The organism is Massilia aerilata (genome assembly GCF_042656905.1).
GTDB lineage: Bacteria > Pseudomonadota > Gammaproteobacteria > Burkholderiales > Burkholderiaceae_D > Telluria > Telluria aerilata.
On sequence record NZ_JBHSMZ010000006.1, the window covers coordinates 152,652 to 171,265 of the forward strand.

Sequence of the window (18,614 nt, forward strand, 5' to 3'; positions counted from 1 at the left end):
GAGGAGCCGGTCATGAGCCATACGATCGCGCTGCAGTTCGAAGACGGCGTCACCCGCTTCATCAGCTGCCATCCCAATGAGAAACTGGCCGACGCGGCCTATCGCCAGAAGGTCAATATTCCGCTCGACTGCCGCGACGGCGCCTGCGGCACCTGCCGCGCCCTGTGCGAATCGGGCAGCTACGACATGCCGCCCGACAGCTACATCGAGGACGCGCTCGACGAGCAGGACGCCCGGGCGGGCCACGTTCTGGCCTGCCAGATGCGCCCGACCTCGGACTGCGTGGTGCGCATTCCCGCCACCGCGGCCAGCTGCAAGACCGGCAACAAAGCCTTCCCCGGGAAGATCGCCGCGGTAGAGCAGCTGTCGGCGTCGACCATCCGCTTTGCGGTGGCCCTCGACGACCCGGACCAGCTGGACTTCCTGCCCGGCCAGTACGTCAACGTGAGCGTGCCGGGCACCGGCCAGACCCGCTCGTATTCATTCAGCTCGGCGCCCGGCGCCGACCAGGCCAGCTTTGTGGTGCGCAACGTGCCCAATGGCCTGATGAGCAGCTGGCTGACCGGCCAGGCCAGGGCCGGCGACGCCGTTTCGTTCACCGGACCGTATGGCAGCTTCTACCTGCGCCCGCTCCAGCGTCCGGTGCTGATGCTGGCCGGCGGCACCGGCATCGCGCCCTTCCTGGCTATGCTGGACGTATTGGCCAGGCAAGGCTTTACCCATCCGGTGCGCCTGGTCTACGCGGTCACCAAGGACCACGACCTGGTGGCACTGGAGCAGCTGGAGCGCATCGCCGCGGCCCACCCGCGGTTCACCTACGTGACCTGCGTGGCTTCGGAGGCGAGCAGCCATCCGCGCAAGGGCTATGCCACTGCCCACGTCGAGCCGGGCTGGATGCACAAGGGCGACGTCGACGTCTACCTTTGCGGGCCGGTGCCGATGGTGGAAGCGGTGCGCGGCTGGCTGGCCGAAACCGGGGTCAAGCCTGCCAGCTTCCATTTCGAGAAATTCTCCGCCACCAGCACGGCAGACGCGAAAACCGGAGGCCCGGCATGATGCACCCGGACCGTTTCAAGGACCAGGTCATGATCGTGACCGGCGCGGCGCAGGGCATCGGCCGTGGCGTGGCGCTGGCCGCGGCAGCCGAAGGCGCGCAGCTCGTCCTGGCCGACCGTTCGCCGCTGGTGCACGAAGTCGCCCAGGAGGCGGCGGCGCTGGGCGCCCAGGTCGTGGTGCTGGAAGCCGACCTCGAAACCTGGGCCGGCGCTTCAAGCCTGGCCTTGCGTACCCTGGCCGACTACGGCCGCATCGACATCCTGGTGAATAACGTCGGCGGCACCATCTGGGCCAAGCCCTACCAGGAATATGCCGAAGCCGAGATCGAGGCCGAGATCCGCCGCTCCCTGTTCCCGACCCTGTGGTGCTGCCGCGCCGTGCTGCCGGCCATGATCGAGGCCGGCGCCGGCGCGATCGTCAACGTGTCCTCGGTGGCGACGCGCGGGATCCACCGCATCCCGTACTCGGCGGCGAAGGGCGGCGTGAATGCCCTCACCGCCAGCCTCGCGTTCGAACATGCCCAGGACGGCATCCGCGTCAACGCGGTCGCCACCGGCGGTACCGAGGCGCCGCCGCGCAAGGTGCCGCGCAACCCCAATCCCCTGAGCGCGCAGGAGCAGGCCTGGTACCAGGACATCGTCGACCAGACCAGGGCCACCAGCCCGATGCACCGCTACGGCACCATCGCCGAGCAGGTTGCGGCGATCCTGTTCCTGGCCTCGCGCGAAGCATCCTACATTACCGCAACCGTGCTGCCCGTCGGCGGCGGCGACCAGGGATAAGGAACCCGACATGCCAATCATACAAACGGATGAGGTCCGCCTGCACTACCGCACCGACGGCGAGCGCGGACGCCCCTGCCTGGTGCTGTCGAATTCCCTCGGCACCGACCTGTCCATGTGGGACGTCCAGGCCGATGCCCTCGCCGCCGATTTCTTCGTCCTGCGCTACGACACCCGCGGCCACGGCGCGTCGTCCACCGGCGCGCGCGCATTCGGCATCGAGCGGCTGGGCCGCGACGTGCTGGCCCTGCTCGACCACCTCGACATCGAACGGGCCGCGTTCTGCGGCATCTCGATGGGCGGCCTGACCGGGCAGTGGCTCGGCAGTCACGCGCCGCAGCGCATCGTCAAGCTCGTGCTGGCCAACACCGCGGCGAAGATCGGCAGCGCCGATGCCTGGACCGCGCGTGCGGACCTGGTCCGGGCCGCCGGCATGGACGCGGTGGCCGACGGCGCCGCGGCGCGCTGGTTCACGCCGCCCTTCATCGCCGACGCGCCCGCGACGGTGGCCGCCATGGTCGCCACGCTGCGGGCCCAGCCGGCGCAGGGCTACGCCGCCTGCTGCGACGCCCTTTCCGCCGCCGACCTGCGCGGCGCGGTCGGCCACATCGCCGCGCCGACGCTTGTCATCGCGGGCGAGCACGACCCGGTGACCACCGTGGCCGATGGCGACTGGCTGCGCGCACGCATCGCCGGCGCCCGCCTTGCCACCGTGCCGGCATCGCACATCTCGAACGTCGAGGCGGCGCCGGCGTTCACGCGCGCCCTGCGCGAATTTCTTTCATAAAAATAGAGAAGCAGTACTGGAGCAGACAATGGAAACGAGACTGGTCATCATCGCAGCGATCACGGTGGGCTACTTCGCCCTCATGTCCTGGATCACCTTCAGCGTGCGCAGGCACGCCAACAGCAGCGACGGCATGACCGCCGGAGGCCGCAACTATCCCGCCTACCTGATCGGCGCGCTGCTGCTGTCCGAATTCATCGGCAGCTCGGTCAGCATCGGCACCGCCCAGAAAGGCTTCGAGCTGGGCATCTCCGCCGCCTGGAACCTGGTGGCGCTGTCGCTCGGCTTCCTGCTGCTGGCGCTGGTCCTGGTCCGCAAATACAAGGAGAGCGGACAGTCGACCATCTCCGGCATCCTGGCGAGCGCCTACGGTGAACCGATCCGCTACGCCGCATCGGTGCTGACCATCGTCGCGCTGTCGATCGTCGCGGTGGCCCTGTACGCCGGCGGCGGCGCCGTGCTGGCGGCGGTCCTGCACATCGACAAGACCGTCGCCATCCTGCTGGTGGGCGCCATCACCGTCGCCTACGTCAGCCTGGGCGGCATGCGCTCGGTCGTGTACACCAACTTCGCCCACTCGATCATGAAATACGTCGGCATGATCCTGGCGCTCGCCTATGCGCTGGAAGCAACCGGCGGCATCCACACCCTGCAGGCCAGGCTGCCGGCGGCGATGTTCGACTGGACCGCCATCGGCTGGGGCCAGATCTGCGCCTGGATGATCGGCGGGATCGGCTCGATCTTCGCGACCCAGTACGTGATCCAGGCGCTGGTCAGCACCGACAACCCGGCGGTCGCCAGGCGCGCCTGCTTCTACGTGTCCTCGCTGATGATCCCGTTCGGCCTGATGGCGGCCCTGGTCGGCATGTGCGGCGCGGTGCTGTATCCGGGCGTGAAATCGATCGACGCCTTCCCGACCCTGATCGCGCACATGCCGGCGTTTTCGGCCAGCGTGATGGTGGTGGGCCTGGCCGGCGCGCTGTTCGGCGGCATCGCCGCGACCACCCTCGCCTCGGCCACCCTGGCCATGAAGGACTTCTACGACCCGATGTTCAACAAGGAGAAGAACGACCGCAAGTCGGTGCGTTTCATCCGCATCGCCATCCTGGTGGCAGGCCTGCTGCCGCTGGTGCTGGCCCTGTCCGCCGAAAAGCTGCTGCTGATCGCCTTCCTCGGCAAGGCCCTGCGCGCCACGCTGGCGGTGCTGGTCCTGATGGCCTTCTACGCGCCGCGCTTCGGCACGCCGCGCGGCGCCTTCGTCGGCGTGATCCTGTCGGTGATCGCGACCATCGGCTGGTTCCTGGCCGGGAACCCGTATGGCGTCGACAGCTCCTACCTGGCGCTGGCCGTGCCGCTGCTGACGATGGGGATCAGCCAGGTGTTCAAGCAGCCGCCGGCCGAGGCGCCGAAAGTGCCGGCTGCGCGGTCGACGGCTTCATTCTGATTGCCGCGGACACGGCAAACATTGTTTCATAGCCTTTGCACGCGATCTTACAATTTCTTTCGATTGAAACGATTTCAATCTTTCGCGTGCGCGGCTCAGCAAGTAGTCTAATGGGCTAGGCACTCGCCAGCGCCCGGCGCGGCATGCATGGCCGGCCGGTCGCCATTTCTTCAAAACGGAGTCTTCCTTGTCCGAACTACAAGTCCCCCAACCGGAAACGGTCATCAAGATCGTCGGCGTCGGCGGCGCCGGCGGCAACGCCGTCAGCCACATGGCGTCCACCGGACCGTCCGCCTTCGAATTCATCTGCGCGAATACCGACGCGCAGGCGCTGTCCAACACCCACGCCGAAAAGCGCATCCAGCTCGGCGAGAGCGGCCTGGGCGCCGGCAGCGACCCGATGGTCGGCCGTGAAAGCGCGATCCGCGAACGCAGCGTCATCGCCGACGCGCTCAAGGGCGCCGACATGGTCTTCCTCACCGCCGGCATGGGCGGCGGCACCGGCACCGGCGCCGCGCCCGTGGTCGCCGAAGTGGCGCGCGAGCTGGGCATCCTGACCGTCGGCGTGGTCTCGAAGCCCTTCGACTTCGAAGGCCCGCGCCGCATGCGCGTGGCCGAGGAAGGCATCGCGACGCTGGCGCGCTGCGTCGACTCGCTGGTCATCGTCCTCAACAGCCGCCTCGAGGAAGTCCTGGGCGGCGACGTCACGCAAAAGCAGGCCTTCGCCGCCGCCGACGAAGTCCTGAGCAAGGCGGTGACCGGCATCGCGGAGATCATCACCGTGCCCGGCATGATCAACGTCGACTTCGAGGACGTCCGCACCGTGATGCGCCAGACCGGCATGGCGATGATGGGCTCGGCCCAGCACAGCGGCGACGAGCGCGCCGTCAAGGCGGCCGAAGAGGCCATCGCCTGCCCGCTGCTGGACGGCTCGAACCTGCGCGCCGCGCGCGGGGTGCTGGTGAATATCGCCGCGTCCGAAGAGACGCTGAAGCTGCGTGAGACCAAGCAGGTGATGAACACGATCTGCACCCAGACCAGCGATGACGCCATCATCAAGTTCGGTGCGGTGTACGACGAGTCGCTCGGCGACGCGATGCGCGTGACGGTGGTGGCGACGGGCTTGAACCGGCCGAGCGACTTTGCCGGCGCGAAGCGCTCCCTGATCTCGCGCCTGGTGCCGGGATCGCCGGTGAACCAGGTGCGCGGCGGCGCGCCGAGGGAGAGCCAGGGTCAATCGGCACTGCGCCAGCCCGGCTCGCGGATGGGTGCGCAGCCGGGGTCGGCGCAGCAGGAGCAGCGTGCGGAGCCGGCGCCGCGGCAGGACTAGCCCCTCACATCGCCAGTCCGATGTCGCCCTCGAGCACCGCTGTCTTCAGGCGCGGCCGGGCGCCGCTCTTCCACAGTGCAGCGGTGTGCACGACCCGATAGCGAATGTCGCCGCCGTCCGGCCGTTCGCTGCGCGCGATCGGCCGCGGGATGCAGACGAACTCGGTGCGCATCTCGTCGGCCGACAAGCGCACCTTCGAATAGCCGTGTCCTCCAAGATCGACGAAGGCGAGGTGCGGCGCCAGGTCCGGGTTGGACAGCGCCCGCGCGCGTTCGAGGTCGAAGCTTTTTGCATATTCCAGGCATGAACGGACGCCGTGCTTCAGCAGCATGTTGTAGGTCCATTCCGGCTTGGCGCCCGCCCCCCTGTCCGCCAGGAACAGCGGGCGCAAGGGCGCGTCCTTCGGCAGCTTGTGTTCCTGGGCCTCCATGGCGCCGGGGCTGGTGAGCGAGCCGCCGACGAAGCTCAGCCCGACCGGCTCGAACTTCGCGGGCGGGAGCGCCGCCGCCGCGTAGCCGGCCCAGAAGCTGTGGCGGTCGCCGGAGACGATCGCAAAGCCCGTGATCTTCGCGTCGCGCACGAGATTGTAGATGTCGGCGCGCTCGGCCCAGGCCGTGCCGTAATCGTAGCCGCTCAGGGCGGCGTAGGTGTGCGGCGGCCAGGCTTCCTTCGTCAATCCGGCGGGCAGGTTCTGCGGATCGGCGCGCGTATCGAGCGCACCCTGCGAATTGCCCCAGATTTTCCAGGTCGCCGTGGAGGTCCGCAGCTTGTCCTTGAACCAGGCCTTCTGTTCCATCCCGAGGATCGTTTGCGGCGGCGCGTTCCGTTGCGGGTTGGGCACCTGGGTATCGTTGTGACTGAGGACCGCAGGCGGATTGCCGCCGTTGAAGTCCCGTCCGCCGTCCAGGATCTGCATCACCGATTCGGGGAACATGTCCATGTATTCCTTGCCGACCAGCTTATCCAGCGACTTGTCGCCGAAAGAATCCGCGCTCCGGTAGCTGTGCTGGTCGGTAATGATCAGGTCCAGGTGCCGGCCATAGCGCAGCGCCCGATAGCCCTGGAGGCTGTTGATCGCCGCCAGGTTGTTCGGCTCCGTCCCCAGTCCATGCGCATCGAACTCTTTGACCGGGACGTTCTTGACGGTGGGCGGGTCGAAGCGTTCGAGCAAGCGCTTCCCGCGCCTGACCCGTGCGGGGATATATTCGAACCAGGCCTGGTTCGCCGCCACCTTGACGCTCTGGCCGGGCTGCTCGAACGCGCCCGCCTTGACCACGCTTTGCCACCCCTGGAACGAGAATTCGTGGTTATCCCACATGGCGACAAACGGCCAGCGCGCACGCGCGTCCTGCAGGTCGGGATCGAGCAGATAGCCCTTGTAGATGGCCCGGTAGCCGTCCACGGTCAGCGGAATATGGAAGTTGCCGATCTTGTGGCCGTCCGGGATGCGCGCGACCTCGTAGATCGTGCGGTCGTAGCGGGTCTGCACTTCGTCCGGGTACTCGACCATCTCGTAGATGAAGTCGCCCAGGTGCAGGACAAAACCGAGCTGTTCGGCGGCAGGCGCGCGTTCGTCTTCGTAGATCATCCGGCGATAGGCGTTGAGCTTCCCCTCGTTGATGTCCTGGCAGCTCACGAACGCGAAGTTCACGGTGCGCGGATCGTCCGGCAAGGGCGCGGTGATCGTGCGGCCGACCCGGCTGCCCTTGCCCTCGGCGTCGGCAAACCGGTACCAGTAGATGCGCGCCGGCTTGAGGCCGCCGAGCAGGACGCGCGCGGTCCAGTCCTCGGCGCTGGAAACCGGCACCTTGGCGTGCGCGATGACGCGCTGGAAGGCCTCGTCCTCCGCGACCTCGACGGTCAGGACCTGGCGCGTATCGCCGTCAAACGGACGGCGGGTCCAGAGAATGACGCTGTGCGGATCGGGATCGCCCGAGGCGACGCCTTGCGGATACAGGTCGCGCCGCTCCTGCCAGCGGACCCGCGAGGCCCGGGCCGGGCCGACCCATGCCAGGGAAGCGCCGATGGCGGTGGCTTGGAGGAAGGATCGGCGGCTGGTGGTCATTGGTTTTCGCTCCGGATGAAAGCGCCAATGATGATCGATTCAGGCTTGGCGTTGGCATTTTTTTGATGCATATGTCCAGGCGTGAAAAAAGCCCCTGGGCAGCAGGGGCTTTCATGCTTGGCGTATCGCTGAGTCCATCAGCATGTGCGCCGGCGCGGCCCGATCCATACCACCAGGAATACCTTGGGCCGAGACGGCGGCGATAACCGGGGTCGGACGCGCCAGGACAGCTTGGCCGGCCGTTGCGCGTTTCGAATATGCGAGTCAGCCGAGAACCACGCTTTCGCACCGCATGCCTTCTTTCGAAAAGATTATCCGCCGATGTTGCGGAATGGATCCAGCGCCAGGTCGATCAGGCGGCGCTCGCGCACGACGATCTCGGCCACGGCCGTCATGCCGTAACGAAGCGGGTAGACGGTATCGCCGACCGTGTAGCGGTCCTGGTCCAGGGATACGCGGCCCTCGTACACCGGTTGCTTGTTTTGGGCGGATGGTTTCGTGGCGGGCGAGATGAATTGCAGCGTGCCGCGTATCAAGCCGTAGCGCTGGTAGGGAAAAGCGTTGAATTTCAACTGTACCGCCAGGCCTTCGCGCAGGAAGCCACGGTCGTGTTCGGCAATTTCAATCTTCATGATCGGCTTCGCATTCTTCGGCGCGATGCCGCCCAGCGGCGTGTTGGCCTGGATTTTGTCGCCGGGCTGGGTCGATGTCACGTCCGTGACCACGCCGTCGACCGGTGCGACGATCAGCAGGAAGTTTTCCTTGTCGATGTTCTCGAACTTGATGCGCGCCGCCGCGTCCGCCACCAGGCGCGCGGTCTGTACCTGCAGGCGCATCTTGTCCTCGGCATTGTCCATTTCGCGCTCCGCGGCTTCCAGCTGCAGGCGCAGCTTGGACAGGTCCTGGCCACTGGTTTCCAGTTCGGAGCGGGCCTGGGTCGTTTCGAGGCTCTGCCGCGCACCCAGTTCGGCGGTGCGCGACTGCGCCACGCGCACGGCGTTGTCGGCCGCCTGCAGCGCATTCTTTTTGCCCTCCACCTGCAGTTGCGATACGCCGCCGCCGCCGGGCAACGCGAACAGACGCGCGTACTTTTCGGCCTCGTCCTTTGCCGCATTGCGCGCGCGAATGGCTTCGTCCAGGTTGGCGCGCGCCTCCTGCTGCTGGGCTGCCTGGCCCTGCGCCAGCCGGCTGGTGCCCTGGGCCTGGCGTTGCTGGTGCTGCCGCTCCTCGACCTGGACCGCCTCCTTCAGCACCGCGACGCGGTGCTCCATCAGCGCTTTCTTTTCCGGGAATTCCTTCCAATCGCGTTCCGCATCGTCGAGCTTCAGGCGCGCCTCCAGCGCGTTCTTGGCCGCCTCGATGGCGCCGCGCGCGTACAGCCGCGCCACCACGTCGCCCTTGTTCACGGGCTGGCCCTCGGCGATGTAGATATTGCTCAGCTCACCGTCGATGGGCGCATACAGGCGCCGCACATCGGAGGCCGGCACCATGGCCCCGCCGGCCGTCACCAGGACGTCGGCATGGCCGAAGAAGGACCATACCAGCGCCGTGCACACCAGCGCCACCATTGCATACACCAGGCCCTGGGTAAAGCGCCACGGCACGGCGGTAAGGATGCCGATGCCCTCGGCGCTGTGATCCTCGAGCGCTTCACTCAGAGGCGTCATGGGCCGGGGTTTGGGGCTTCCGAAGTTCAGGGTCGGGAGTTTCATGGTTGGCCTCTTGCAATGCGAGCCTGCGGATATCGCTCAGCGCCGCGGCGTAGGCATCGCGATACGCCGGCACCTGGGCGGCGATGAGCACGAAGGCGCGCTGATGAGCGTCGCCCTGCTCTTCCCACTGTCTGAGGAACTGGCGGATACGTGCCGCATCGGCGCCACCGCGCACCGGCGCCTGCGCGCCCCCGCGCGCGGCCGCATAGGCACGCAGCTCACCGATCCATTCCAGCTCGGCCAGCAGCGGCGCCAGCTCGGGATTGCGCCCGTCCCGGCGCCGGATGGCGGCCACCAGGGCAGCCGCGCGCTGGTACTGGCCGCGCTCGATGGCCGCGATCCAGGCCGGCACCGCGGCCTTCAACTGAGCTTCGGTGTCGAGCGCGCGCAGATGGGCATTGTCCGGGTCGCGCTCGAGGCCCGCCAGGGCCACCGCCGCCGCCCGGCCGTAGTCGCCCCGGGCGAGCAGGTCCTCGGCCCGATCCGCGCTCCCGCCACCGCCCAGCAGGGTCCAGCCGAGCACGGCGGCCAGCACCAGCGCGGCCGCGCCCCACCACCGAAGTCGCCGCAGTTTCGCCAGCCGGCCACCGGCGGGCGCGGCCGTGCTTTCCGGCGCCGCCGCGCCCGGCAAGCCGGCATCCTGGTCCGAGGCGGGGTCGACGCAAAAGATGTCCAGGAAAGAATCGGCAGCCGCGACGAAGGTGGTGCGCTCGGCGTCCAGGGCGGGCGCTGCCTGGGTCATGCCGATCCGGGTCGGCGTGTCCGTTGCCGGCTCATCCCATTGCATGCTGGCGCGGTACACGAAATGGCGGCCGCCGAAGGCCAGCGTGTCGCCCTCGTGCAGCGGCACGGCCTGCTCCGCGACGCGGACGCCGTTGACGAAGCTGCCGTTGGTGCTGCCCAGGTCTTCGATCCAGGGCTCGCCGCCTTTCAGGAATACATGCGCGTGGCGCCGCGACAGGTAGTTGAGTTCGGCGGGCTCGGTATCGCGGTAGCGCGCGAAGCTGTCGTCGGACTTGCTGACCAGGAAAGGAAATTCATTGACAACGATGGCCTGCAGCCCCGAACCCTCCTGCACCGGTGCGAGCGCCAGGCTGCGCAGGCGCGCGCGCGGCGCCGGCGCCGGCCCGTGCTCCAGGCGCACGCCGTAGCGCAGCACCTTGCCCAGGCCGAGCACGTCGCCGTCGCGCAGCCTGGCGATCGCGGTTTTGACCGCTACCCCGTTGACGCTGGTGCCGTTGGTGCTGCCGAGATCAGCGAGATAGACCGCGTCGTGCTCGCAGAACAGGCGCGCGTGGCGGCGCGACAGCTCGCCGGCGAGTTCCTGCGGATAGGCATCGAAGGGCGGCTCGGCGCGGCCGATCGCAAACAAGCTGTCGTGGATGCGGATCGGCGCCAGTTCAGGATGGGACAGCGGCTCGAGCACGATCCCGACTGCGCCGCCCGCCAGGGGCGGCGGCGTGACGATGCTCATCTCGGCTGCCATGGCTGCCGCCCCGTTCAATCGCGCGCCGCATTGCGCACGTCGACCACCGGCCAGCCGCCGCCGAGCGCCTTGTACAGGGTCACGGTGTCGGCCAGCACCTGCTGGTGATTCGCCAGCAGCGCCAGTTGCGCCGCCAGCAGCGAACGCTCGGCTTCGAACACGTCCAGCTGCGACACCATGCCCTCCTTCAGCTGGGCTTCCACCTGGGCGGCGACGATGCCCAGGCGCTCCGACTGCTGCTGCAGCTCGATGCGCTGGCGACGGTGCGCGTCCAGGTTGACGAGCGCGTTCTCGACTTCCTCGAAGGCATCCATCACCACTTTCCGGTACTGCTGTTCGGACACCTCGCTGCCGGCCTGGGTGGTCTTCAGGCGGGCCTTGACGGCAGGGTCGAAAATGGGGAAGTTGATGCTCGGCAGCAATCCGAAGCTGAAAGACTTGAGAAGCGAGCCGAGTGCGAAGCTGGAAGTGCCGCCGCGTCCGGTCAGGCTGATCGACGGCAGCTGGGCAAGCTTGGCCTGGCCCACCATGTCGTACGACGCGAGCACGCGGTACTCCGCCGCCACGACATCGGGACGGCGCTTGAGCAGTTCGGACGGGAGGCCTTCTGGCACGGCTGGCAATTGCACGCGCGCCTGCAAGGCGCCCGTGGGCAGTTGAAAATTCCCGGCCGGCACCCCGAGCAGGGTCGCCAGCGCGTTCCCGGAGATCGCGCGCAACCGGTTGAGCTCGATCAAATCATTGCTGAGCCGGTTGATTTCGGCGCGCTGCTGGAGCACCCGCGTCTGCGGCAGCAGGCCCTGCTGCTGCATCGCCTCGTAATTGGCCAGGATCTGGCGGTTCTTCTCCAGCGTTTTGCCTTGCTGGTCGATTTGCTCGTCGAACTGGAGGATCTGGAAATAGGTCGTGGCGACTTGTGCGGCCAGGGTCAGGTAACCGGCCCGCCAATCGGCCTCGCTGGCGTGGAATTCCGCGGTCTGGGCCTCGGCGCCTTTGGCCACGCCGCCCCAGATGTCGATGTCCCAGTTGACCTGGGTGCCGAGGCTGTACTGCTTGGTGAAGCGCTGCCCTGAGCTTTTTTCGAGGGAAACACCGGCCCCGGCGTCCAGCGTGGGCAAGGCGCCGGCGCGCGCCTCGTCGATCTGGGCGCCGGCCACCTTCGTGCGCGCGGCCAGGATCTTGAGGTCGACGTTGTCGTGCACCGCGCGCGCCACCAGCCCATCGAGGTCGGGGTCGCCGAATCCTTTCCACCAGTCCTGCTCGATCAGCTTTGCCGGCGCGACCGGCGGCGAGCGCGTTGCCGCCCAGCCGGTCTTGGCCGGGGTGTCCGGGCGCTGGTATGGTTTCATGCTGACGTCGGCGCATGCGCACAGCAGCACGGCGGCGCCGGCGGCCGCCGCGGCATGAAGGGAACGTCGGCTATTGCATGCGCTTCGAAGTTTCATGGGTCACCTCCTGCCGAACCGCGCCTCAGGGGGCGGCACGCGCCTGCCAGGCCTTGGACTCGACGAAAACCTTGAACAGCCTGTCGTCCAGGTGGCCGGCCCGGCATTCCTCGGCGATCAGGTCGAGCGCACGCTCGGCCGGCACCCCCTGCTTGTACGGACGGTCGCGGGCCGTCAGCGCATCGTAGATATCGCTGATGGTCAGGATCCGCGTCTGCAGGCTGATCTCCGCGCCATGCAAACCCATCGGGTAGCCGGAGCCGTCCAGCTTCTCGTGGTGGCCGTGGGCGATCGCCGGCACGCCGGCCAGCTCGCGCGTCCAGGGGATCAGGATAAGGAAGGAGTAGGAGTCGGCCACATGGGCTTCGATCTGGCGCCGTTCGTCCGGCGTCAGGCAGCCTTTGCCGATGCTGAGCGCGGTGAATTCTTCGTCGCGGAGCAAGCGGAAGTCCGGCTCGTCGGTGCCCGCGCAGACGTGGTCGCGGATCGCGCACAGCCCTGCCGGCACGGCCGCGTGCGAGATCGACGGCTCGTTGGCGCGCACGATCGTGTCCAGGAACGCGTCCAGGCGCGCGCCCTCCTCCTCAAGCTCGGCCTCGATGCGCTCGCGCTCGCGGCGCAGGTCCTGCACGCCGAGCTCGCCACGCAGCTGGCGTTCGGTCAGGCTGCGCCACGCCTGCCGTTCGAGGCAGGCGCGGGCGTAGCGGAAGCGCTGTTCCAGCAGGCGCATGTCGGCATGGTGCAGTTTCTTTTCCTTGCGCAGCACGTGTTCGCGCACACCGACCTTGCCGAAGTCGTGCAGCAGCGCGGCATAGCGGATCTCGCGCAGCTGGGCCGGCGTGAACGCCGCAGCGCGCAGGGTGGCGTCGCCGGCATGCTCGAGCGCCATGGCCAGGCTTTCGGCATAGCCTGCCACCCGGAACGAATGCCCAGCCGTGACCGGATCGCGTTCCTCGATGGCCTGTACCGAGGCGCACACGAAGCCGTCGAGCAAGCCCTTGATGTCGGAATACAGCTGGAAATTCTTCAGCGCGACAGCGGTTTCCGCGCACACGCCGCTGAGGATTTCCAGGTCGGCTTCCTGGAAGGCGTCGCGGTTCGACGAGGTATCGACCTGGATCAGGCCCAGCACCTCGTCGCCCAGGATCAAGGGGACGCACATGACGCTCAGGATGGCCTGGGCGACGATCGATTCGTGGGCGCCGAAGTGGCGGTCGGCCAGTGTGTCGACCGACAGGATGGCGCGCTTGCGGTCCAGCACTTCGTTGACGATGGTGCGCGAGATCCTGATCCGGGACGGGTCTTCGACGATGCCGCTGCGGTGCCGCGCCGCGACCGGCTGCGGCAGGTCGCGCTCGTCACGCAGCATGATGAAGGCGCGTTCGGCGGCGGGGAACAGGTCGAAGATGAAATTCATCAGTTTTTCGATCAGCGTTTCCTGGTCGGTGACCGCGCCCAGCGCGATGCTGACCTGGGCCATCGCATGCAGCCGGTGCACGGTGTTCTCGAGCTCGCCACGTTCGGCGTTGCGGGTGTCCACCACCGGCGCGAAATGGGTCGCGTCCACCGAGCGCGTGATGACGGCCGGCGTCGCCGCGCGTTCAGGCAGCAGCAGCGAATGGAACACCAGGCGCGCCGAGGCCAGGCCCAGTTCATCGCCTTCGACCAGCACGTGCCAGGCGCCGGGCGCCAGCCGCTCGCCGGACACGAAAGTGCCATTGCGCGAATGCAGGTCCTCGACAAAATAGCTGGCCCCGTGACGCCGGATGCGGGCATGGCGCCGGCTCACCGTCTGCTCCGGAATGCAGACGTAACGGTCAGTGCCGAGGGCATCCTGGGCATCCCGGCCGAGCACGGCTTCCTCATGCAGTGAGAACACTGCCGGCGCGCCCGCCTCCGCGCCCATCCATTCGAGATAGGCGCGTACCGGATCGCTGGCAGGGGAAAAGGCGGCGTTCGCTGGCATGTCCTTGTTACCTGACGGTGATCGTGACCTTTCTCGACACGACTGGCGGCGTGTGGACGATGTGCTTGTCGTCGCCCATCACGAGCTGCAGCGTGTGCTTGCCGGGTGGAAGCTCGAGCGTGGTTTCGGTCTCGCCCGCGCCGAAGTGCAAGTGGTTGCGGTCGGACGGAATCTGTTGCCCTGCCGGCGGCGGGTCGGCATCGATCAGCAGGTGGTGGTGGCCGGTGTTCTTGGCCTCGACGCCTTTCGGTGCGACCCCCATGTTGCGCAGCCCGAACCAGACGCGGAACGGCTTCCCGCTCGACAGCACCGCGCCGTCCGACGGCCAGCCGATGTAGCAATACGCGCCGGCCGGAGCGTCGGTGGAAGCGGCCGGCGCACTTGCCAGGAAGGCCGCCAGGACGACGGCGGCGGGACACAGCTTGCGCATGATGGTCTCCCTCTGTGTGGCGGGCCGGCGGCCCGGCCGCTATCGGACCGTGATGGTGATCTTCTTGGACATGACGGGCGGTTTGAACGGCACGTGGTCCTTGTCGCCCAGTAGCAGTTGCAGGGTATGCTTGCCGGGCGGCAGCTCGATGCGGGCTTCGGTTTCGCCGGCGCCGAAATGCAGGTGGTTGCGATCGTTGGGAATCTGTTCCGTCATCGGCGGCGGATCAGTATCGATCAGGAGGTGGTGGTGGCCGGTGTTCGGCACCGCGGTACCCTTGGGCGCGACCCCCATGTTGCGCAAGCCCATGCGCACCCAGAACTTGCCACCGTTCACCACCGTACCATCATGCGGCCAGATGAAGTAGACCTGCGCATTCTCGGGCGCGGGCGATGGATCGGCGGCCTGCGATCCGGCGTAAGGGAGCGCTGCGAGCACTGCGGCTAAAAGCAAAGAAGGACGCATGATCGATAGCTCCTGTCTAGGCGGACTGAGGTGCGCGTCAATACTTCTAAATCTGGCACACTCTGGCTCAGATCGCAAGGCACTTCTACCGAACGCAGCAAAAATGGAGAGCGCTCATGTGGCAAAGGCTTCTGATGGTGTGCGTACTGGCCGGTCCGGCCTGCGCATGGTTTGCCGTGGCCCAGGACCAGCCGCCGCGCGCGTACCGGGTCGGCGTGGTGCCGAAGAACAGCGCCGAACAGTTCGAGCTGGCGTTCTGGGAATCGATCAAGGACAGCAACCATGTCAGCGACTACGAGGCCTACCTGAAGGCCTATCCGAAGGGCCGCTTCGCAGCGCTGGCGCAGGCGCGCATCGCCCGCCTGCGCGCCGCCGCGCCGCGCGGAGCGGCCGCCGCCGCCGAGCAGTCCGGCCCGAAGGAAGCGCCGCTCAAGGCGCCGCCAGCCTCCACGGCCACGGCCGCGCCGGCCAAGCCCACCGCGCCGCCCGCCATGCCTCCCGCGCCCGCCCGTGCCGTCGCGGCTGGGGCCGACATCAAGGATTGCCCGGCCTGCCCCACGCTGGTGTCTATCCCCGCCGCCAGTTTCAGCATGGGCAGCAACGCGAGCGATCCCAGCGAGAAACCGGCGCATCCGGTCAACGTGGCCGTACCCTTTGCGATCGGCCGCTACGAAGTCTCGGTCCAGGAGTGGAATGCCTGCGCGGCCGCGGGCGCCTGCCCGAAGGTCGACCAGTCGCCGAACAGCGGCCCGAACGCACCGATGCGCGACGTCAGTTGGGACGATGCCCAGCAATACGCGAAATGGCTGGCGCGTATCAGCGGCAAGCCCTACCGCCTGCCGACCGAGGCGGAGTGGGAACTGGCGGCGCGTGGCGGCACCACGACCTCCTACTGGTGGGGCGCGCAAATGGTGCAAGGCAAGGCCAATTGCAGGGAGTGCGGCAAACCCTGGTCCGAAGACGCGCCCGCGAACGTCGGCTCGTTCGCCGCCAATCCCTATGGCCTGTTCGATACCAGCGGCGGCGTATGGGAATGGGTTGCCGATTGCTGGCACAACAATTACAAGGGCGCGCCGGCCGACGCCCGCGCGTGGGACGAGCCGAACTGCCGGGTGCGCGTGATCCGCGGCGGCTCGTGGCGCGAAGGCGCGTCCTATATGGTCGCGACCACGCGCTTCAAGTACGACGCCAGCGTGCGCCACTCGCAGAACGGGTTCCGCGTGGTGCGTAGCCTCAAGTGAAGCCGTCCGGTGCGCTTAGCGCCTGCGTGGGCTGGTATTGATCTGCAAGAACTCGACCGCGACCTTGCCAGGCCCGCTGCGTGCGCGGATCTGAGCCAGGCGCGCCGCGACATCGGACAAATAGGCGGCCGCCGGCTCGGACACCGGGCGTAATCCGTCGAGCAGCGGCTCGGGCGTGGTCACCAGCACCACCAATTCCGCCCCGAACGGCTTGCCTATGCCCCACTCGCCGAGGCTGCCGACGGTCGCCGTATAGTTCGGCGGCGCCCGGTTGTCGCGCGCACGCGCGTTCGGCAGCAGGTGGGTGACGTTGCCGTCGAGCGAATAGTAATCCACCGCGATATAGGAGTCTGCCGCGGTGGTCGTCACGTCCACCATCAGCGAATCACCCTCGCTCAGGCGTCCGTCGGGGCCGTGCGTGCCGGCCAGCCGGAGCGCCGCGCCACCGCCGGCCAGGCGGTAGGCTGACCAGTAGGGTGCGAAAGCGGAAATGACCGGGCACTTGGCACGGTCGACCTGGCCGGCGTCCAGGCTTACGCTGGCCACCCCGGGCATGGCGGCCAGTTGTTCCTTCAGGCCGGCAAGCCCCGGTGGGTCCGACAGCAGGCCGCGCACGCTGAGCGCGTGGCCGTCGACGCTGCCGGCCAGCGCCGCGCATGGAATCTTCGCCAGGACGGCGGCCAGTGCCGCCGGCGTCGGCGCCGGCACTGGCGCGGGCGCCTGCAGCGGCGGCGCCGCGGTAGAAGCCTGCTCTGCGGAAGACGGGGGCGGCGCGGCGGCAGACTGCCCGTCAGGCGCCGCAGCCGGCGCCGGCGCGTGCGGCACCCCACCCAGATAATGCCAGCCAAGCATGCCCAGTCCGGCGAGCACGGCAATGCCGCCTACCGCCCCGGCCAGGGCACCGGCGCGCCGCGTCCCATCGCCTTTTCCAAACTCCTCCAGGAAGCGGTCGACGCTGGGCGTGCGCGCCTTGCGTTCGAGCGCCAGGGCGCACTTCAGCGCGTGCCAGGGCGCACGTCCCAGTCTGGCTGGGCGCTGGAGCTTCATCACCGCGCCACGCGCCTGTAGCGCCGATACGCCGTTGTAGGGCCGCTGCCCGGTCAACAGCTCGTAAGCGATGGAGCCCAATGCATAGATGTCGTCGCGCGGATCGGGATCGAGGTGCTCCAGCATCTCCGGACTTGCATAGGCGGGCGTCAGCGCGCCGAGGCTGCCGGGATCGAATACGGTGGCGTCGGCGTCGTCTTCGGTCTTCTGGAACACGCGGGCGATCCCGAAATCAATGACCTTGACATTGCCCGAGTCGGTGAGCACCACGTTGCCGGGCTTGAAGTCGCAATGGACGAAGCCGCGGGCGTGCGCATACGCCAGCGCCTTGCCCATGCCGTTCACGATGGGCAGCACGTCCTTCCAGGCCATGCCGGCAAAGCCCGGCGCCCGCAGCACCTGGCTCAAGGCCTTGCCCTTCAGGTATTCCATGGTCAGGTAGACCATGGGGCCGTCGCGGTCGAAGTCGTACACCGATACGATGTTCGGATGCGCCAGCTCTTGTGCCTTGCGCGCCTCGCGCTGCAGGGCAATCAGCGACTTCGGATGGCCGCGGAACTGGACGTTCAAGACCTTGATGGCGATATAGGGCTTGCGGTCCGAGGCCTCGATCTTGCGCAGGTCGAGCGCTTTATAGACCGTACCCATGCCGCCGAAGCCAATGCACTCTTCCAGTACGAAGCGGTTGTTGAGCGTGTCGCCGACGCCCTTCATCCGCTCGGGTTCGGGCTCGAATTCGTTATCGTCCGGCGCGCCGCGCGGCGCTTGGGAAGCTGGCGGCGCGCGCATGGTGGCGCCGTCGGGCCTGGTCTGGACGATGGTGTCGTCGCCCGCCCTGGGTTGGCGCGCCACGGCCAGGCGCTCGATCCGATGCTGGAGTTCGGTATAGACATCGGCCGCCAACGGTTTGCGCGCATGCCCCTCGCTCAGGACTTCGAGCAGGCGGCCGACACTCTCGGGAGCATTCTCGAGCACGCGATCGACCTGGGCAAAGAATTCGGTACGCGGCAAGGCGCCGGACTGCAACTGCCGGATCGCGTGGTCGAGACTGTCCATGGTTTGAATGTATAAAGCCCAGGCGGCTTCTTGAGCCTAGCATGAAATGCCGGATGATCAAGGGCTATGCAGTGTCCGCTTGCCTCGGATGTCGGGCCGTGCCGGACATGGCTGCGGAAAGCGTCGGGCGCAAGCCGTCGTATGCCATTTGAGGCCGCTGAGCCGAAAGCTTGCCGCAATCGCTGCACCACCAAATATATCCTTTTAATTCAAGCACTTAAAATCTCCACTTCGTGGCTGAGACCGGCTGGCACGCATCCTGCTGATAGTCCAATGAGCGCAAATGATTGCCTCGACCAACC

General features: G+C 67.6%; 14 protein-coding genes. 6 read left to right on the forward strand and 8 right to left on the reverse strand.

The features are described from left to right. Window positions 1–12: 12 nt before the first annotated feature. The 5 genes from benC to ftsZ all read left to right on the forward strand — a co-directional run bounded on the left by benC (window position 13) and on the right by ftsZ (window position 5,399). Window positions 13–1,056 (forward strand): benzoate 1,2-dioxygenase electron transfer component BenC, encoded by a 1,044-nt coding sequence (benC, locus tag ACFPO9_RS09835; protein ID WP_379770032.1) that lies wholly within the window; start codon window positions 13–15, stop codon window positions 1,054–1,056. After that, window positions 1,056–1,838 (forward strand): 1,6-dihydroxycyclohexa-2,4-diene-1-carboxylate dehydrogenase, encoded by a 783-nt coding sequence (locus ACFPO9_RS09840; RefSeq protein ID WP_379771001.1) that lies wholly within the window; start codon window positions 1,056–1,058, stop codon window positions 1,836–1,838. The genes benC and ACFPO9_RS09840 overlap by 1 nt, the downstream gene beginning before the upstream one ends. A gap of 10 nt (window positions 1,839–1,848) precedes the next feature. Continuing rightward, on the forward strand, window positions 1,849–2,625 hold the full coding sequence (gene pcaD / locus ACFPO9_RS09845; RefSeq protein ID WP_379770035.1) for a 3-oxoadipate enol-lactonase: 777 nt from the start codon (window positions 1,849–1,851) through the stop codon (window positions 2,623–2,625). A gap of 28 nt (window positions 2,626–2,653) precedes the next feature. Continuing rightward, a complete protein-coding gene (locus ACFPO9_RS09850) occupies window positions 2,654–4,069 on the forward strand; it encodes a sodium:solute symporter family protein (RefSeq protein WP_379770037.1) in 1,416 nt (471 codons plus the stop codon). Window positions 4,070–4,256: 187 nt separating this feature from the next. After that, window positions 4,257–5,399: a cell division protein FtsZ gene (gene ftsZ, locus ACFPO9_RS09855; RefSeq protein WP_379770039.1), complete on the forward strand. Its 1,143-nt coding sequence runs from the start codon at window positions 4,257–4,259 to the stop codon at window positions 5,397–5,399. 4 nt (window positions 5,400–5,403) lie between these two features. On the opposite strand, the gene ACFPO9_RS09860 is transcribed toward ftsZ, so the two are convergent. From ACFPO9_RS09860 to ACFPO9_RS09890, 7 genes are all read right to left on the reverse strand, one after another. Continuing rightward, window positions 5,404–7,464, reverse strand: coding sequence for an alkaline phosphatase D family protein (locus ACFPO9_RS09860; RefSeq protein WP_379770041.1), 2,061 nt, complete (start codon window positions 7,462–7,464; stop codon window positions 5,404–5,406). Between the two features lie 311 nt (window positions 7,465–7,775). Continuing rightward, complete coding sequence (locus tag ACFPO9_RS09865; RefSeq protein WP_379770043.1) at window positions 7,776–9,131, reverse strand: HlyD family efflux transporter periplasmic adaptor subunit; 1,356 nt, start codon at window positions 9,129–9,131, stop codon at window positions 7,776–7,778. Continuing rightward, window positions 9,115–10,662, reverse strand: coding sequence for an FHA domain-containing protein (locus ACFPO9_RS09870; RefSeq protein ID WP_379770045.1), 1,548 nt, complete (start codon window positions 10,660–10,662; stop codon window positions 9,115–9,117). The genes ACFPO9_RS09865 and ACFPO9_RS09870 overlap by 17 nt, the downstream gene beginning before the upstream one ends. A 14-nt stretch (window positions 10,663–10,676) precedes the next feature. Continuing rightward, window positions 10,677–12,107 carry an efflux transporter outer membrane subunit gene (locus tag ACFPO9_RS09875; RefSeq protein ID WP_379770047.1) on the reverse strand — a complete coding sequence of 477 codons (1,431 nt, stop codon included), beginning with the start codon at window positions 12,105–12,107 and terminating at the stop codon, window positions 10,677–10,679. A gap of 25 nt (window positions 12,108–12,132) precedes the next feature. Continuing rightward, window positions 12,133–14,073, reverse strand: coding sequence for an HD domain-containing phosphohydrolase (locus ACFPO9_RS09880; RefSeq protein ID WP_379770050.1), 1,941 nt, complete (start codon window positions 14,071–14,073; stop codon window positions 12,133–12,135). A 7-nt stretch (window positions 14,074–14,080) separates the two neighbouring features. Then, on the reverse strand, window positions 14,081–14,503 hold the full coding sequence (locus tag ACFPO9_RS09885; RefSeq protein WP_379770053.1) for a DUF4399 domain-containing protein: 423 nt from the start codon (window positions 14,501–14,503) through the stop codon (window positions 14,081–14,083). Window positions 14,504–14,542: 39 nt separating this feature from the next. After that, window positions 14,543–14,968 (reverse strand): DUF4399 domain-containing protein, encoded by a 426-nt coding sequence (locus ACFPO9_RS09890; protein WP_379770056.1) that lies wholly within the window; start codon window positions 14,966–14,968, stop codon window positions 14,543–14,545. Window positions 14,969–15,084: 116 nt separating this feature from the next. Here ACFPO9_RS09890 and ACFPO9_RS09895 point away from each other — a divergent pair, with 116 nt between their 5' ends. Then, window positions 15,085–16,209 carry a formylglycine-generating enzyme family protein gene (locus tag ACFPO9_RS09895; RefSeq protein WP_379770059.1) on the forward strand — a complete coding sequence of 375 codons (1,125 nt, stop codon included), beginning with the start codon at window positions 15,085–15,087 and terminating at the stop codon, window positions 16,207–16,209. A gap of 15 nt (window positions 16,210–16,224) precedes the next feature. Here the strand turns inward: ACFPO9_RS09895 and ACFPO9_RS09900 are convergent, their stop codons facing one another. Further along, window positions 16,225–18,312, reverse strand: coding sequence for a serine/threonine protein kinase (locus ACFPO9_RS09900; protein WP_379770061.1), 2,088 nt, complete (start codon window positions 18,310–18,312; stop codon window positions 16,225–16,227). Window positions 18,313–18,614 lie beyond the last annotated feature (302 nt).

Bases quoted from the DNA above. Each gene is read 5' to 3' on its own strand.
- benC (WP_379770032.1), top strand. From the start codon at position 13: ATGAGCCATACGATCGCGCTGCAGTTCGAAGACGGCGTCACCCGCTTC.
- ACFPO9_RS09840 (WP_379771001.1), top strand. From the start codon at position 1,056: ATGCACCCGGACCGTTTCAAGGACCAGGTCATGATCGTGACCGGCGCG.
- pcaD (WP_379770035.1), top strand. From the start codon at position 1,849: ATGCCAATCATACAAACGGATGAGGTCCGCCTGCACTACCGCACCGAC.
- ACFPO9_RS09850 (WP_379770037.1), top strand. From the start codon at position 2,654: ATGGAAACGAGACTGGTCATCATCGCAGCGATCACGGTGGGCTACTTC.
- ACFPO9_RS09860 (WP_379770041.1), bottom strand. From the start codon at position 7,464: ATGACCACCAGCCGCCGATCCTTCCTCCAAGCCACCGCCATCGGCGCT.
- ACFPO9_RS09865 (WP_379770043.1), bottom strand. From the start codon at position 9,131: ATGACGCCTCTGAGTGAAGCGCTCGAGGATCACAGCGCCGAGGGCATC.
- ACFPO9_RS09870 (WP_379770045.1), bottom strand. From the start codon at position 10,662: ATGGCAGCCGAGATGAGCATCGTCACGCCGCCGCCCCTGGCGGGCGGC.
- ACFPO9_RS09875 (WP_379770047.1), bottom strand. From the start codon at position 12,107: ATGAAACTTCGAAGCGCATGCAATAGCCGACGTTCCCTTCATGCCGCG.
- ACFPO9_RS09880 (WP_379770050.1), bottom strand. From the start codon at position 14,073: ATGCCAGCGAACGCCGCCTTTTCCCCTGCCAGCGATCCGGTACGCGCC.
- ACFPO9_RS09885 (WP_379770053.1), bottom strand. From the start codon at position 14,503: ATGCGCAAGCTGTGTCCCGCCGCCGTCGTCCTGGCGGCCTTCCTGGCA.
- ACFPO9_RS09890 (WP_379770056.1), bottom strand. From the start codon at position 14,968: ATGCGTCCTTCTTTGCTTTTAGCCGCAGTGCTCGCAGCGCTCCCTTAC.
- ACFPO9_RS09895 (WP_379770059.1), top strand. From the start codon at position 15,085: ATGTGGCAAAGGCTTCTGATGGTGTGCGTACTGGCCGGTCCGGCCTGC.
- ACFPO9_RS09900 (WP_379770061.1), bottom strand. From the start codon at position 18,312: ATGGACAGTCTCGACCACGCGATCCGGCAGTTGCAGTCCGGCGCCTTG.